At 60.8% G+C, this 16,194-nt stretch carries 14 protein-coding genes; 7 read left to right on the top strand and 7 right to left on the bottom strand.

What is annotated here, in order from left to right:
* Positions 1-171: 171 nt before the first annotated feature.
* From P406_RS22485 to P406_RS22465, 5 genes are all read right to left on the bottom strand, one after another.
* Positions 172-1,161: a hypothetical protein gene (locus P406_RS22485; RefSeq protein ID WP_003313828.1), complete on the bottom strand. Its 990-nt coding sequence runs from the start codon at positions 1,159-1,161 to the stop codon at positions 172-174.
* A 4-nt stretch (positions 1,162-1,165) separates the two neighbouring features.
* Positions 1,166-2,059, bottom strand: a complete 894-nt coding sequence (gene ypfJ / locus P406_RS22480) for a KPN_02809 family neutral zinc metallopeptidase (RefSeq protein WP_003313827.1) — start codon at positions 2,057-2,059, stop codon at positions 1,166-1,168.
* Positions 2,060-2,229: 170 nt separating this feature from the next.
* Positions 2,230-3,516: an MFS transporter gene (locus P406_RS22475; protein WP_024649113.1), complete on the bottom strand. Its 1,287-nt coding sequence runs from the start codon at positions 3,514-3,516 to the stop codon at positions 2,230-2,232.
* Positions 3,517-3,904: 388 nt separating this feature from the next.
* Positions 3,905-4,990, bottom strand: a complete 1,086-nt coding sequence (gene trmA, locus P406_RS22470; protein WP_046237408.1) for a tRNA (uridine(54)-C5)-methyltransferase TrmA — start codon at positions 4,988-4,990, stop codon at positions 3,905-3,907.
* Entirely contained in the window at positions 4,987-6,282 is a 1,296-nt protein-coding gene (locus P406_RS22465) for an NCS2 family permease (RefSeq protein WP_003396212.1), read from the bottom strand. Before P406_RS22465 ends, trmA begins: the two co-directional genes overlap by 4 nt.
* A 265-nt stretch (positions 6,283-6,547) precedes the next feature.
* Between P406_RS22465 and P406_RS22460 the strand changes: the two genes are divergently transcribed.
* The 6 genes from P406_RS22460 (at position 6,548) to P406_RS26865 (ending at position 13,308) form a co-directional block, all read left to right on the top strand.
* On the top strand, positions 6,548-7,078 hold the full coding sequence (locus P406_RS22460; RefSeq protein WP_003368718.1) for a (2Fe-2S)-binding protein: 531 nt from the start codon (positions 6,548-6,550) through the stop codon (positions 7,076-7,078).
* Positions 7,075-8,064, top strand: a complete 990-nt coding sequence (locus P406_RS22455; RefSeq protein WP_046237407.1) for an FAD binding domain-containing protein — start codon at positions 7,075-7,077, stop codon at positions 8,062-8,064. Before P406_RS22460 ends, P406_RS22455 begins: the two co-directional genes overlap by 4 nt.
* Entirely contained in the window at positions 8,061-10,262 is a 2,202-nt protein-coding gene (locus P406_RS22450) for a xanthine dehydrogenase family protein molybdopterin-binding subunit (protein ID WP_046237406.1), read from the top strand. The genes P406_RS22455 and P406_RS22450 overlap by 4 nt, the downstream gene beginning before the upstream one ends.
* Before the next feature lie 406 nt (positions 10,263-10,668).
* Positions 10,669-12,108, top strand: a complete 1,440-nt coding sequence (locus tag P406_RS22445; RefSeq protein ID WP_003419102.1) for a cytochrome ubiquinol oxidase subunit I — start codon at positions 10,669-10,671, stop codon at positions 12,106-12,108.
* A gap of 3 nt (positions 12,109-12,111) precedes the next feature.
* Positions 12,112-13,119: a cytochrome d ubiquinol oxidase subunit II gene (cydB, locus tag P406_RS22440; RefSeq protein WP_046237405.1), complete on the top strand. Its 1,008-nt coding sequence runs from the start codon at positions 12,112-12,114 to the stop codon at positions 13,117-13,119.
* 21 nt (positions 13,120-13,140) lie between these two features.
* The gene (locus tag P406_RS26865) at positions 13,141-13,308 is read left to right on the top strand and encodes a DUF2474 domain-containing protein (RefSeq protein ID WP_002555239.1); all 168 of its coding nucleotides are present in this window, start codon (positions 13,141-13,143) and stop codon (positions 13,306-13,308) included.
* 92 nt (positions 13,309-13,400) lie between these two features.
* Here P406_RS26865 and P406_RS22435 read toward each other — a convergent pair whose 3' ends face one another.
* Positions 13,401-14,525 carry a methyltransferase gene (locus tag P406_RS22435; protein WP_024649106.1) on the bottom strand — a complete coding sequence of 375 codons (1,125 nt, stop codon included), beginning with the start codon at positions 14,523-14,525 and terminating at the stop codon, positions 13,401-13,403.
* Positions 14,526-14,655: 130 nt separating this feature from the next.
* Positions 14,656-14,889 (bottom strand): helix-turn-helix domain-containing protein, encoded by a 234-nt coding sequence (locus tag P406_RS28265; RefSeq protein WP_003340758.1) that lies wholly within the window; start codon positions 14,887-14,889, stop codon positions 14,656-14,658.
* Between the two features lie 336 nt (positions 14,890-15,225).
* Between P406_RS28265 and P406_RS22425 the strand changes: the two genes are divergently transcribed.
* A complete protein-coding gene (locus tag P406_RS22425) occupies positions 15,226-16,002 on the top strand; it encodes a ferredoxin--NADP reductase (protein WP_046237404.1) in 777 nt (258 codons plus the stop codon).
* Positions 16,003-16,194 lie beyond the last annotated feature (192 nt).

Here is a 16,194-nt window from a genome sequence, read left to right as displayed (position 1 = left end):
GGACTGGCATGCGCAGGATTGCACAGTGCTGCGCGGGATGCTGGGGTGATCTGAGCTGCCGATAGTGCCAATGATTCGCGTCGGCATGAGGACGCAGAGCGTCCAGAAATGCGTCCCCACGCGGAGCGTGGGGACGATAGCTATATCAATACCACTCGATATCAATATCACTCAAAACGGCTTGAACAGTACCGCCTGGCCTTGCGGTGAGGTGAAGATCCCGTCGCCGTTGTGGCCGACTTTAGGCACGATCACCAGGCGCTGGTTCAGCCCTTCCGGGTGACGCTTCTGCAGATAGTTGAAGTAGTTCTGCCCGCGAATCAGGCGGTAGGCGCCTTGCGCTTCGGCGGCACAGGTCTTGTCCAGTGCCGGGTGGTTGCGGTCGGTGTCCAGCTCGCCCATCAGGTAAGTGATGTCGCGCTTCACGTAATTCTTCTCGATGTCAGCCGGCTTTTCCTTGCCCGAGTAGAAGGGCATCTTGTTGAGGCCGTATTTCCAGTCGTTGAAGTTCGGGCAGCTTTGCGCGGTTACCGGTTCAGGCCGTTCCGCATCGAAGTAAGCGTAGGACGACGGATTGGCGATCACGTAGCGCAGCTTCACCCCTTCACGTTGCAGCAGGGCGTCTTCCTTGCCGCCGATCATCGCGTAGCGCTGCACCACCTGGGCACCACCGGAGTGCCCGGCAATGACGATTTCCTTCAGGTTGGGAAACAGCTTGCTGTCGCTCAGGCGCTTGAGGATGTGGTCCAGCACCAGAAACGAGCTGACCGGCTTGGGATCGGTGGAGGTCGCGCCTTCCATCCAGCTGTTCTGGCGCCAACGCAGGATCGAGTCAGGCAAGTGGTGCGCAACGATATCCCTTTCATCCAGAAATTGCGGGGCGATCAGCAAGGTCTTGCCGCGCTCTCGGGACTGGTTGGCCGCCCGTTCGATGCTGCGCAGGTAGGTTTGCGCATTGCGCAGGCGACCGTGCAGGACGATCACTACGCGTTCGATCTTCGGCTTGGGATGTACCCACTCCTGGCTCAGCCCGAGGGTCGCCTCTGCGCCATTGATGGCGAGGCGATCCGGGCTGATGGAATTGACCGCTTGATCCTCGGCATGCGCCCCGAGGCTCACGAAGGCAGTGCTCAACAACAGGACCAGAAGCGGTTTAATCATGTGCTCAGAGACTCTTGGCGGCGAATGTATCGCATTGATTGATTTGACCTTGGGCAAAGCCTGCCTTGAACCAGCGTACACGCTGTGCAGACGTGCCGTGAGTGAAGGAGTCCGGAGCGACTCGACCACTGCTTTGCTGTTGCAAGCGATCATCGCCGATAGCGTTGGCCGCGTTCAATGCTTCTTCAATATCACCCGGCTCGAGCCAGTTCAAACGATTTTGTGCGTTGTAGGCCCAAACACCGGCAAAGCAGTCCGCTTGCAGCTCCTGGCGGACCAGTAAACCGTTGGCACCTTCCATTTTCTGTCCGGCCTGGCGAGCCTTGTCGACCTTGGCGGAAATGCCCAGCAGGGTCTGCACATGGTGCCCGACTTCGTGAGCGATCACGTAAGCCTGAGCGAAGTCGCCAGCGGCGGAAAAGCGCTGAGCCATTTCACGGAAGAACTCCATGTCCAGATAGACCTGCTGGTCAGCCGGGCAATAGAACGGACCAGTTGCCGACGTGGCGCGACCGCAGGCGGAGTTGACCTGGCCGCTGAACAGCACCAGCGTAGGGTCCTTGTATTCGCGACCATTCTGGGCGAATACGGCGCGCCAGGTGTCTTCGGTATCGCCAAGGATGCTGCGCACGAATTCGGCCTGCTGGTCGTTGGCCGGCGGCGCTTCACGCGTTTGCGCGCTGGGCGGGGCGCTCTGCTCGGTCACTTGACCGGTCAGTTGCCCGAGAATCTGCATCGGGTCCTGGCCGGTCAGCAGGCCGATGGCGACGATGATCACGATGCCGCCGATACCCAGCCCTTTGCCGCCGATGCGCATGCCACCGCCGCCGCCACCACTGCTGCCGCCATCGCGCGCATCGACTACGTTGTCGCTGCGTCGGCCTTTTTTCCAGAGCATGTCGGATCCCTCTTCTTTTCGTGCAATGAGTGTCGCTGCTGATACGCGAATACGCCAGTCCGGCGTTCCGGCCAGCGTCGTGTGCAGAATGCGAGGGTATAGAGGTGTAACGGGGCTGATTGGTTCGCCCAAGCTGTGCCGTGGCTGTGTTTTGCTGAAACCTGCCGCTGTCAGGCCTGTTTCACGGGCTGCGCGTTGAGCACGTCCGGCGGCGAGGCGTCGGCAAAACGGTCGACCTGACGCAACGATTTGAAGCCCGTCATCCAGGCGCCGACCACGCCCAGCGTGCAGACACCCCCCATGATTGCGGCAGGGATTGCGCCGACCAGCGAGGCGCTGGTGCCTGCGCGGAACTCGCCCAGCTCGTTGGAGGAGCCAATGAACAGCATGTTCACCGCATTGACCCGGCCGCGCATGTTGTCCGGCGTCGAGAACTGCACCAGCGCCGAACGGATGAACACGCTGACCATGTCCGCCGCGCCCGCAATCAGCAGGGCCAGGCACGACAGCCAGAACAGTGTCGACAGTGCAAACACCAGATTCGCTACGCCGAACAGGCCGACGGCGAGAAACATGGTCATGCCAACGTTGCGCTGCAACGGGCGCATGCTCAGGTAAATGCCCACGCCCAGTTCTCCCAGGCTCATCGACGCCCGCAGCATGCCCAGCCCTTGCGGCCCGAGGTGCAGCACTTCATGGGCGTAGATCGGCAGCAGCGCCACCACGCCGCCGAGCAGCACGGCGAACAGGTCCAGCGAAATGGTGCCAAGGATGATCGGCCGCGAGCGAATGAAGGCAATGCCCGCGGTGAACCGGCCCCAGGCGCTGGAGCCCAGTTCCACCGGCTTGCCGGCAAAGGGCGTTGCCACGGGGGCCAGAAACAGGATGCCGGCTATGAATGCTGCGACGCAGACCGAATACGTCAACTCTGCGCCGCCCAGCCAGTAAAGATAGCCACCGATCAGCGGGCCACCGACGGTCGAACAGCGCATGATCACGCTGTTGGTGGCGATGGCCGAGGCCAGCTGGTCGCGCGGGACAATCTGCGGCAACAGACTTTGCAGCGCCGGACCGGTAAAGGCGCGGGCGCAGCCATACAGCATCAGCGCGCCGTAGATCAGCCGCAGGTCTTGCAGCTTCAGCGCCGAGAACACCAACAGAATGACGCCACAGATCGCCTGCACACCCCAGCTGAGCATCAGGATGACCTTGCGGTTGTAGCGGTCGATCAGATCCCCGGCAGGCATCAACAGCAGCAACATGGGAATGAACTGAGCAAGACCCACATAGGCCAGCGCCATCGGCTCGCGGGTCATGTCATAGACCTGCCAGGCAACGACCACCGCCTGAATCTGCATGGCAAACACGGCCATCAGGCGCGAGAGGATAAAACTGACGAAACCGGGCTGGCTGGACAACTTGACCGGCACAGAAGGCGCGGAAGACTCGGAGCTCAAGAAAAAGGATCCCATCGAAGCAGCTGATTCAGGTTTTTGGTTTATACCCCAGCGTATCGATAGGAAGCTAATAAATATTCTGACAGTTTCGCGGTGACGGGCATGAAAGAACCTCTCGTTCCTCACGCTCCAGTGCGAATGCATTTCACGACGCTCCGCGTCGCAAGAGGACGCGGAGCGTCCGGAACGGCATGGCGACGCAGAGCGCCGCACGATAGTGAAATGATCGTTCCTCACGCTCAGAGCGCCGCACGATAGTTGAGATTATCGTTCCTCACGCTCCAGCGTGGGAATGCAGTTCTCGACGCTCCGCGTCGCAAGAGGACGCGGAGCGTCCGGAACTACATGCCGACGCGTAGCATCGGCACGATAGTCCGTCAGAGGAGGCTCAGCGCCTAACCAGCAGCACACCCGATTCCATGTGGTGGGTGTACGGAAACTGATCGAACAGTGCGCAGCGCTCGACCCGGTGGGTGTCGTGCAGTTGGGCGATGTTGGCGGCCAGGGTTTCGGGGTTGCAGGATATGTACAGAATGCGCTCGAAGCGCCGGGTCAGTTCGCAGGTGTCCGGGTCCATGCCGACGCGGGGCGGGTCGACGAACACGCTGCCGAAATCGTAGCTCTTCAAGTCCACACCGTGCAGGCGGCGGAACGGGCGCACTTCATTAAGGGCTTCGGTCAGTTCTTCGGCGGACAGGCGCACCAGCGTGACGTTGTCCACGCCGTTGTCATCCAGATTGCTTAGCGCCGCATTGACCGAGGTCTTGCTGATTTCGGTCGCCAGCACCTTGCGCACGCGGGTGGCCAGCGGCAGGGTGAAGTTGCCATTGCCGCAATACAGCTCCAGCAGGTCGTCCTGCCGCTCGCCCAGCGCATCGAAGGCCCAGTTGAGCATCTTGCCGTTCACCGTGCCGTTGGGCTGGGTGAAAGCGCCTTCCGGTTGCCGGTAGCTGAAGGTGCGGCCAGCCACGTCGAGCTTCTCGGTCACGTAATCATGGCCGATGACCAGCTTCTGACCCTTGGAGCGGCCAATCAGGCTGACGTCCAGTTCGGCGGCCAGTTGTTCGGCTGCGGCCTGCCATTCGGCGTCCAGCGGGCGGTGATAGCACAGGGTGATCATCGCGTCGCCTGCCAGCGTGGTCAGGAAGTCCACCTGAAACAGCTTGTGGTTCAACGTCGGGCTGGCTTCCCAGCGCTCGCGCAGCACCGGCATCAGCGCGTTGATGCGCTCGCTGGCGATCGGCAGACCTTCGAGCAGGATCGGCGTCCTGTTGTCGCCCGGCGCGAACATCGCGTAATAGCGCTTCTGGTCTTCACGCCACAGGCGGAACTCGGCGCGCAGCCGATAGTGTTCGCGTGGCGAGTCGAACACCTGCGGCTCGGGTGCATCGAACGGCGCCAGCAACTCGCGCAGGCGGACGGTTTTTTCTTCGAGCTGACGGTCGTAGCTCGCAGGGTCGAAGGGAACACTCATGCGTTGAACCAGCCCAGCTTGATAACGAACAGGATCGACAGGATCACCAGCGCCGAATTCAGCTCGCGCCAGCGTCCCGACAGCAGCTTGATCGCTGTCCAGGAAATGAAGCCAAAGGCAATGCCGTTGGCGATGGAGTAGGTGAATGGCATGGCCAGAGCAGTGATGACTACTGGCGCTGCGACCGTGATGTCATCCCAGTCGATTTCCGCCATGCCGGACGCCATCAACACAGCGACGAACAGCAGCGCGGGTGCGGTCGCGAAGGCGGGCACGCTGCCGGCCAGTGGGGCGAAGAACAGCGCCAGCAGAAACAGCACGGCGACCACCACGGCAGTCAGACCTGTGCGGCCACCGGCACTCACGCCTGCCGCCGACTCGATGTAGCTGGTAGTGGTCGAGGTGCCCAGCAGGGAGCCGGCCATCGCGGCAGTACTGTCGGCGATCAGCGCACGGCCCATCTTCGGCATGTGCCCGTCCTTGCCCATCAGCCCGGCGCGTTTGGCCACGCCGATCAGGGTGCCGGAGTTGTCGAAGATGTCGACGAACAGGAACGCGAAGATGATGCTGACCAGACCGACGTCCAGCGCACCCATGATGTCCAGTTGCATGAACGTGGGGGCCAGCGAAGGAGGCATCGACACCACACCGCCAAACGGCGAGAAGCCCAGGGCGATGGACACCAAAGTCACCGCGAGGATGCCGATCAGCACGGCGCCGCGAACCTTGAGGTAATCCAGGGCCACGATCAGAAAGAAGCCCAGCGTCGCCAGTACCGGGGCGGGCTGCTTGAGATCGCCCATGCCGACCATGGTCGCCGGGTTGCTGACCACGATACCGGCGTTATGCAGGGCGATCAGCGCCAGGAACAGGCCGATACCGGCCGCAATTGCCGAACGCAGGGGCAGGGGAATGCTGTTGATGATCCATTCGCGGATCCGGAAGATCGACAGGATGAAGAACATCACCGCTGAAATGAACACCGCGCCCAGCGCTACCTGCCAGCTGTGGCCCATGTGCAGGACCACGGTGTAGGTAAAGAAGGCGTTCAGGCCCATGCCCGGTGCCAGAGCAATCGGGTAGTTGGCGATCAGGCCCATCACCGTCGAGCCGATGGCCGCTGCCAGGCAGGTGGCGACGAATACCGCGCCCTTGTCCATGCCGGTTTCGCCGAGGATGCTCGGGTTGACGAACAGGATGTAAGCCATCGCCAGGAAAGTCGTGACGCCCGCAAGAATCTCGGTTCGCACGTTGGTGTTGTGTGCCTTGAGTTGAAACAGCCTTTCCAGCATGTCTGGCTCTCCGTGACGCGGCGCGCGTCGTGAATGATCGACTCCAACAGCAATGCACAGACTGCAGGGCAGCCCGTTTGATTTTTGCGGGTCGGAAAAAGCCGCGCATCATACCAGCAGCTTGGCGGGATGGCTGCCTGTGGATGACGGCCTTTCGATGACAAGTACGCTCATCAAGAAAGCCTGAACGTTGCAAACCTCGCGAAGTCCCACCCCTTAAGACGCATAAAAAGTGCGCTAAGTGACCGCCTACCGTGAGGTTTCCATGAGTGCAACGACCCCGAACCCCCAGGACTTCGCCACCCACGCGATTTCCCTGACCCTGAACGGACAGCTCCGCCAACTGGATGTGCTGCCCTGGACCACTTTGCTTGACCTGCTGCGTGATCAGCTCGATCTGGTTGGCACCAAGAAAGGCTGCGACCACGGTCAGTGCGGTGCGTGTACCGTACTGCGCGACGGCACGCGCATCAATGCCTGCCTGACGCTGGCGATCATGTGTGATGGCGCCGAGCTGACCACCATTGAAGGCCTGGCCGATGGCGACCAGTTGCACCCCATGCAGCAGGCGTTCATCAAGAACGATGCGTTCCAGTGCGGCTACTGCACGCCCGGGCAAATCTGCTCGGCAGTCGGGCTTGCCAATGAGGGGCGCGCCAGCACGCGTGCCGAGATTCAGGAACTGATGAGCGGTAATCTGTGCCGCTGCGGTGCCTACAGCAATATCCTCGCCGCCGTCGAAGAGGCGCTGCCGCAGTTCCACAACGCAGCGCCGAAGCCGGAGGTGAACGCATGAATCCGTTTACCTACAGCAAGCCGACCGACATCACTGCTGCGGTCAACCTGAGCGGACCGGCCACGCGTTTCATTGCGGGCGGCACCAATCTGCTCGACCTGATGAAAGAAAACGTCACCACGCCCGAGCACCTGATCGACATCACCGGCCTGCCTTTAAGGGATGTCAGTGAAACCGCCTCGGGCGGTTTGATGATCGGTGCGTTGGTCAGCAACGCCGACCTGGCCTACCACCCGTTGATCGAAGCGCGTTACCCGCTGTTGAGCAAGGCCGTGCTGGCCGGTGCTTCGCCGCAGTTGCGCAACATGGCCAGTACCGGCGGCAACCTGCTGCAACGCACCCGCTGCTATTACTTCTATGACACCGGCGTGCCGTGCAACAAGCGCGAACCCGGCAGTGGCTGCCCGGCGCGCACCGGCCTGAATCGCATTCACGCGATCCTTGGTGCCAGCGAGGACTGCGTCGCGACTCACCCGTCCGACATGTGTGTGGCCCTCGCTGCGCTGGAGGCTGTGGTGCACGTCCAGGGACGTGCGGGTCGCCGCACCATCGAGTTCGCGGATTTCCATCGCCTGCCGGGTGATGCGCCGCAACGGGACAATCAGTTGGCCGACGATGAGTTGATCGTCGCCGTCGAGCTGCCTGCAAATGGCTTTGTCAGCCACAACGCTTATCTGAAGATCCGTGACCGTGCGTCCTACGCGTTTGCCCTGATATCGGTGGCTGCCGCCATCGATCTGGACGGCGACGTGATTCGCGACGTGCGTCTGGCATTGGGCGGCGTCGCGCATAAACCGTGGCGCGACAAGGCCGTCGAGGCACTGTTGGTCGGCAAGCCGGTCACCCGCGAGAACTTCGCCGCTGCCGCAGACGCCATGCTGGAAGATGCCCAGCCTCTGGAGCACAACGGTTTCAAAGTCAGACTGGCACGCCGCGCGATCATCCGTGCCTTGAGCGATGCCGCAACAGGAGGGAGCGCCCAATGAACCAGCCATTTTCGCCAATGGGCAAGCCAGTGGACCGCGTCGACGGCCGATTGAAAGTGACCGGTGGCGCACGTTACGCCGGCGAATACCCTGAAGAAGGGTTGCTGTATGGCAGCGTGGTCTCCAGCACCATCGCCAACGGCCGCGTCGCCAGCATCGATACAAGCGAGGCAATGAAGGTGCCGGGTGTGGTCGCTGTCATCGACCACACCAACCGTCCGTGGCTGGCCAGTTACGACGAAAACTATGAAGACGCCGATTCGGCCGACGGTTCGCCGTTTCGTCCTTTTTACAACGACAACGTGATGTACAGCGGCCAGCCGCTCGCGCTGGTCGTCGCCGATACGCTGGAACTGGCGCGGCATGCGGGCTCGCTGGTGCGTATCGAATACGGGCAGCAGGAGCACCAGACCGATCTGCAGGCCATGCTAGACACCGCCTATGACGCGCCTGCCGAATTGCCGCCGCCGCGTGGCAACTTCGAAGGTGAACTGGCCAGCTCGGCGTTGAGCGTGGACGTGACCTACAGCACGCCCAGCGAATACCACAACCCGATGGAACCGCATGCGTCCACCGTCCTGTATCAGGCTGACGGCAGCTTGCAGATTCACGACAAGACCCAGGGCACGCAAAACTGTCAGGACTACCTGCACAAGGTCTTCGGCCTTGAAAAGGACAAGATCCGTGTACTGGCCGCCTTTGTCGGTGGTGCTTTCGGTTCTGGCCTGCGCCCGCAATATCAGTTGCCGCTGGCGGTGATGGCTGCACTGCACCTCAAGCGCTCCGTGCGCTTGACGCTGACCCGGCAGCAGATGTTCACCTTCGGTTATCGCCCGCGCACCATTCAGCGCCTGCGTCTGGGCGCGGCTGCCAACGGCCGTTTGCTGGCGGTCGGTCATGAGGCCATCGGGCAGACTTCGCGTTTCGAGGACTTCAGCGAGCACGTCGTGGAGTGGAGCGGCATGCTCTACCACTGCGACAACGTGCAGTTGACCTACAAATTGGTCCCGCTGGACGTCTTTACGCCGCTCGACATGCGTGCGCCGGGTGCTGCCCTGGGCATGATCGGCCTGGAATGCGCCATGGACGAACTGGCTTACGCCTTGGCCATCGACCCGGTGCGCCTGCGCCTGACCAACTACGCCGAGCGCAACGGCAACGAAGACAAGCCGTATTCGAGCAAGGAATTGCGCGAATGCTACGCCCAGGGTGCCGAACGCTTTGGCTGGTCCAGCCGCAACCCTGAGCCACGCAGCATGCGCCAAGGCCGCCAGCTGGTTGGCTGGGGCATGGCGGGTGGTGTCTGGGAGGCTATGCAGATGAAAGCCAGCGCCAAGGCGCGTCTTGAGGCAGATGGCACTTTGGTGGTCAGCAGTGCCACGACTGACATCGGCACGGGAACGTACACCGTGATGACGCAGATCGCTGCTGAAGCCTCGGGCATTGATGTGGAGAATGTCACCTTTCTGCTGGGCGACTCTTCGTTGCCGACCGCGCCGTTGCAGGGCGGCTCGTTCACGGTGTCTTCAGTCGGTACTGCGGTGCAACAGGCCTGTCAGGCTTTGCAGCGACAGGTACTGGAAGTTGCCAAAGGGCTGCATCCGCAATTCGCTTCTGTGACGCCGGATGAGGTTCGCTTCGAAGCGGGCAAGCTGTACGTCGGCGATCAGGCGCTATCGATGGCTGAACTGGCCGCGTCTCAGGCCCACGGTGTCATCGAGGTGCAAGTCGACGCCGAGCCGGACAAGAAGCGCGAAGCCTATGCGGCAGCCACGCACTCGGCGGTATTCGTCGAAGTGCTGGTCGACGAGGATCTGGGCACTATCAAGGTCAATCGCGTGGTCAGTGCCGTGGCAGCGGGCAGGGTCGTGAACCCGAAAATGGCACGCAGCCAGATTCTGGGTGGCGTTGTCTGGGGCATGGGCATGGCGCTTCAGGAAGAGGCGATGCTTGACCACGACCTGGGCCGTCCGATGAACCACAGCCTGGCCGAGTACCACATCCCGGTGAACGCTGACATCGGCGACATCGACGTGCTGTTTGTCGAAGAGCACGACGACATCGTCAACGCGCTGGGTTCCAAGGGCGTCGGCGAAATCGGCATCGTGGGTGTGCCGGCAGCGATTGCCAACGCTATCTATCACGCCACCGGCAAACGGATCCGCGAGTTTCCGATCACGCTGGATAAACTGTTGTAACAGCGAGCGTAAATCCAACGGCCTATCGTGCCAATGCTTTGCATTGGCACACGGCTAGTGAGGATGGGCGGTGCGGCGCAGATGTGACGCGGGGCGTCACGAACGGCATTCCCACGCGGAGCGTGAGGAACGATAGGTGCTCGCAAGGACTCCGCTTCTGCACTCGCTCTGCAGGTGAGACAACCCGCCACGCGACAATAGACCACACGACTACACTGGCTGAACAGGACTACTCTTTGATGGTCGATTGATCTGCGTCATTGCATTCAGGCAATGATCAGTGCATCGACCAGCGTTTTCGCCATTGGAAACGCCAGAATAAAGAAACATTAGCACTCATTACCGTGGGGGCAATCGCTGTTGGCTTGTGGCCGGCAGCACGTTTCATCTGAGAGAGGAACATCTTATGTTCGGTTTAGAGGCTATAGATCTCGCCCGGATTCAGTTCGCATTCACGATTTCGTTCCACATCCTGTTTCCTGCCATCACCATCGGTCTGGCAAGTTACCTGGCTGTGCTCGAAGGTCTGTGGCTGAAGACCCGCGATGACGTCTACCGTGACCTGTACCACTTCTGGTCGAAGATTTTTGCAGTCAACTTCGGCATGGGCGTGGTTTCCGGGCTTGTCATGGCCTACCAGTTCGGTACCAACTGGAGCCGCTTCTCCGACTTCGCAGGTGCCGTGACCGGGCCGCTGCTGACCTACGAGGTGCTGACCGCGTTCTTCCTCGAAGCGGGCTTCCTCGGGGTCATGCTGTTCGGCTGGAATCGTGTCGGCCGCAGACTGCACTTCTTCTCCACGGTAATGGTTGCCATCGGCACGCTGATCTCCACCTTCTGGATTCTGTCGTCCAACAGCTGGATGCAGACACCGCAAGGGTTCGAGATCATCGACGGTCGGATCATTCCCACTGACTGGTTCGCCGTGATCTTCAACCCGTCGTTCCCTTATCGCCTGACGCACATGGCCATTGCCGCGTTCGTGGCGACGGCGTTCTTCGTCGGTTCGTCGGCCGCCTGGCACTTGTTGCGGGGCCGCGACACACCTGCGGTGCGCAAGATGCTCTCGATGGCCATGTGGATGGCCCTGCTGGTGGCGCCTGTCCAGGCTGTCGTTGGTGACTTCCACGGTCTGAACACGCTCAAGCATCAGCCTGCGAAGATTGCTGCCATTGAAGGTCACTGGGAGAACGTCGGTGACGAACCGACCCCGCTGATCCTGTTCGGCATTCCCGACATGAAGGAAGAACGAACCAAGTACGCGGTGGAAATTCCGTACCTGGGCAGCCTGATCCTGACCCACAGTCTCGACAAGCAAGTGCCTGCGCTCAAGGAATTCAAGCCCGAGGATCGCCCTAATTCGACGATCGTGTTCTGGTCGTTCCGGGTCATGGTCGCCCTTGGCATGCTGATGATCTTCACCGGTCTGTGGAGCCTGTGGCTGCGCAAGCGCGGCACGCTGTATAACTCGCGTCCGTTCCTGTACCTGGCGTTGTGGATGGGGCCGTCTGGCCTGATCGCGATTCTCGCCGGCTGGTTCACCACCGAAATCGGTCGTCAGCCGTGGGTCGTGTACGGCCTGATGCGTACCGCGGATGCTTCGTCCGGGCACAGCGTGGCGCAGATGAGCATCACCCTGGTGTTGTTCGTGGTCGTCTACTTCGTGCTCTTCGGCACAGGCCTTGGCTACATGATGCGTCTGGTTCGCAAAGGGCCGAAAGCCTATGTCGAACATGTGCCTCACGGTGGTCCCGGCCAGCAACGCACACCGGCCCGTCCGCTCTCCGCCGCTGTTGAAGGCGAAGAAGATGGCGACAATCTTGACCGTCACGGCAAGGGGATTTAAGCCATGGGTATCGATCTTCCGCTGATCTGGGCCATCATCATCGTCTTCGGCATCATGATGTACGTGGTGATGGACGGCTTCGATCTGGGTATCGGGATTCTCTTCCCGTTCATGAAGGACAGTTCCGACCGCGACGTGATGATGAATACCGTCGCGCCGGTCTGGGACGGCAACGAAACCTGGCTGGTGCTGGGCGGTGCGGCGCTGTTCGGCGCATTCCCGCTGGCCTACTCGGTGGTCCTGTCTGCGCTGTACCTGCCGCTGATGTTCATGCTCATGGGCCTGATCTTCCGTGGCGTGGCGTTCGAGTTCCGCTTCAAGGCGACCGAGCTGAAGCGTCACTGGTGGGACAAGGCGTTCATTGGCGGTTCGCTGGCTGCGACCTTCTTCCAGGGCGTGGCGCTGGGTGCCTACATTGAAGGCATTCCGGTGGTCGATCGCCAGTTTGCCGGGGGCTCGCTGGACTGGCTCTCGCCGTTCCCGATGTTCTGCGGGCTGGCCTTGATCGTCGCCTATGCGCTGCTGGGCTGCACCTGGCTGATCATGAAAACCGAAGGCTCGCTGCAGAGGGCGATGCATGATCTGGCACGTCCGCTGGCCCTTGCGGTGCTCGCGGTCATGGGCGTGGTCAGCCTGTGGACGCCGCTGGCCCACGCTGATATCGCGCATCGCTGGTTCAGCATGCCGAACCTGTTCTGGTTCATGCCGGTACCGATTCTGGTGCTGGTGACCATGTACGGTCTGTTCAAGGCGGTGGCCCGCAATGCGCACTACACGCCGTTTCTGCTGACCCTGTTGCTGATCTTCCTGGGTTACAGCGGTCTGGGCATCAGCCTGTGGCCAAACATCATTCCGCCTTCGGTATCGATCTGGGCAGCCGCCGCGCCGCCGCAGAGCCAGGGCTTCATGCTGGTGGGCACGCTGTTCATCATTCCGTTCATCCTGGGCTACACCTTCTGGAGCTACTACGTGTTCCGCGGCAAGGTGACGGCTGCAGACGGTTATCACTAGTCCGAACCGAGGAGAATGACGATGTCTGGTAAAAATTCCATGCACGATCCTGATCCGGCGCTGAGCAAGCCGCTCTGGCAACGACTGGCCTGGCTGGTCGGAATCTGGGCGGGCAGCGTATTCGCACTGTTCATCGTGGCCAGCCTGATGCGCATGTTCATGAGCGCAGCGGGCCTGACGACACACTGATACTGAATTCCCGTTCGTGTCTGCGGACACGTTTTGCGACTCTCTTGCCACTCGCGTGGCAAGGGGGTCTTTTTTTGTGCCGTGGGCGTGGGTTATTTGCGGGCTTTCAGAATCACGAATTTCGGCGTAGCGGCGACCTGTTCGACGCCGCGGAACAGGCGCGACAGCTTGGTGTGATAACCCAGATGGCGATTGCCGACGATGTACAGCGCCCCGCCGGTCACCAACGCTGCGCGCGCTTGAAGAAACATCCGCCAGGCAAGAAAGTCGCCGACCACTTGTTGCTGATGGAAGGGTGGGTTGCACAGCACCACATCCAGCGAATCAGGCTCCTGCATCTCCAGACCGTCGCCTGCTTGAATCCGTACGTCGCGATCTCCCAGCGTCGCTTGCCAGTTCTCGGCTGCCGATTGCACGGCCATGAACGACTCGTCGACCAGTGTGTAGTGCGCCTGCGGGTTGTCCAGCGCACTGGCAATGGCCAGCACGCCATTGCCGCAGCCCAGGTCTGCGACCCTTGCCGTGCCAAGATTTTTTGGCAGATGCGGCAGGAAAGCGCGGGTGCCGATGTCCAGCCCGTCGCGGCAGAACACATTGGCGTGGTTGAGCAGTTCGATGGCCGGCTCATCCAGTCGGTAGCGCGTCGGGTAGGGCGAGGTCCGCACTTCCATGGGCTGTGGCGTGGCAAACAACAGCCTGGCTTTTTTCACTGCCAGCGAGGCCTGCACCGGTCCGACATATTCCTCCAGCAAGTCGCCAGCCGAACGCGGCAAATGCTTGACCATTGCTGCAGCGATAACCCGTGCGCCGGGGGCCAGCTGGCCTTGCAGGCGTATCAGTTGCTCCTCGAGCAGCGCCAGGGTCTTGGGCACCCGGATCAGCACCCAGTCGAAGGGTCCCTGCAACGCTTCGCTGGCCGGAATGTGCGGTACTGCGTCGTAGCTCATGCCATTGCGCGCCAGATTCTTTTCCAGCGCCTGCGCCGCCAGAAACGAGTCGGTACTGCTGATCACCGTGGCATGCGGCGCGAGACTTGCCGCCAGCGCGCCGAAACTGTCATTGAGCACCAGAACCCGGCTTGGCAGGCTCAGCCCTGTTTGTGCAACATGATTGAGCAGGTATTCGTCAGCGGCATCGAAGGCCTGCAGGGGCTCATCCTGTTGCTCGGGTTGGCGAATGAGATCAAGTTCAGCGAAGGGACTGATGAGCAGCGGCATTGGCGGGAGAACTCTGTGCAATCGAAGGTATGTCAGCGAGCCCGATGACAGGTGGGCTCGCTGAGGCAGACGATTTTACGTATTTTTTCGTTTCGATACCTGTCTGATTATGCGGTGATTGTCCGTTTTGTCAGAACATCCCGCTGAGTGCGGCTTGTACGGCGGCAGCCGTCTTGTTGCAAACGCCCATTTTTTGAATGGCGCTGGCAATGTGGAAGTGAATGGTGCGCTCCTTCAGGCAGAGGATCATTGCGATGTCGCCAGCTGTTTTGCCTTCAGCGGACCATTTGAGGACTTCGATTTCTCTCTGAGTCAGGTTTTTTGCTGGCGAGGGCTGTGAGAAATTTATGTCCATCGTGTTCATGTAGCCTCCTTGCAGTACGTGTACAGACCTTGCTGGGTGTTTATCCAGTCTAGGAACAAATAGACCGCAATCCGTCGGGCTGCGGATTGGCCGGACGGATGGGCTGATGGCACTTGGCAGTACGTTCTCGGGCTGTCGGCTGAAACCCCCGCGCGAGAAGGGTCGGGGTAATCGGCTCTGTGGATGTTCGACCCGGCAAGGGCTGATCCAAGAACCAAATACTCTAAGCGGCAGAGCGCGTTGCCGGGTAATCCATCACAAACAGCCGGTGTTTATCGAGCCTGCTTTGCGGGACACTGGGGTCTGCTTTCCATATTCAGGAGTTCAAAGCGCACCATGACCGTCAGTGACGACAAATTCACCCGACAGACACTGCGGCGTGTCACGCCGCTGACCGCGAACCTGTTTACCCTGCGCACCACGCGTGATCCCGGCTTTCGCTTTCGTGCCGGACAGTTTGCGCGTCTCGGGGTGACGAAGGCCGACGGCTCGGTGGTATGGCGTGCCTATTCGATGGTTTCTTCTCCGCACGATGAGTTTCTGGAGTTCTTTTCCATCGTGGTGCCGGATGGCGAGTTCACCAGCGAGTTGAGCCGCTTGCGTGAGGGCGACAGTCTGTTGGTGGAAAAGCAGGCGTTTGGTTATCTGACCCTGGATCGCTTTGTCAATGGGCGCGATCTCTGGCTGTTATCCACAGGCACGGGTGTCGCGCCGTTTCTGTCGATCCTTCAGGATTTCGAGGTCTGGGAGAAGTTCGAGCGGGTGATTCTGGTGTACAGCGTTCGTGAGTCGCGTGAGCTGGCTTATCAGCAGTTGATTGCCGAATTGATGCAGCGTGAGTACCTGGCTGAATACGCGGACAAGTTTCTGTTTCTGCCTACGGTGACCCGCGAGCAGCATCCGGGCGCATTAAGTGGGCGTATCACGCAGTTGATCGAAAACGGGGAGCTGGAGCGCGCGGCCGGCATTGCTCTCACGCCGGAGCATTCGCGGGTGATGTTGTGCGGCAATCCGCAGATGATCGATGACACTCGGGCGATTCTCAAGCAGCGCGAGATGCGCTTGAGCCTGTCACGCAAGCCTGGGCAGGTGGCGGTTGAGACGTATTGGTGAAGGTTGGCTGCTAACGATTGCTATCGTGCCGAGCATGGGCACGATAGTCACATAACTATCGTTCCTCACGCTCCGCGTGGGGATGCAGTTCGTGACGCTCTGCGTCACACAGCTGTTCTGTGATGTCAGGTAGATTGAGGTTCGACTCAGGTCACCTTTTCGCCCCTCGGCGACCTACTTTGATGGGGCCAA

The organism is Pseudomonas syringae pv. coryli str. NCPPB 4273 (genome assembly GCF_000972175.1).
Lineage (GTDB): Bacteria > Pseudomonadota > Gammaproteobacteria > Pseudomonadales > Pseudomonadaceae > Aquipseudomonas > Aquipseudomonas syringae.
This window is presented reverse-complemented; position numbering and strand designations above follow the sequence as displayed.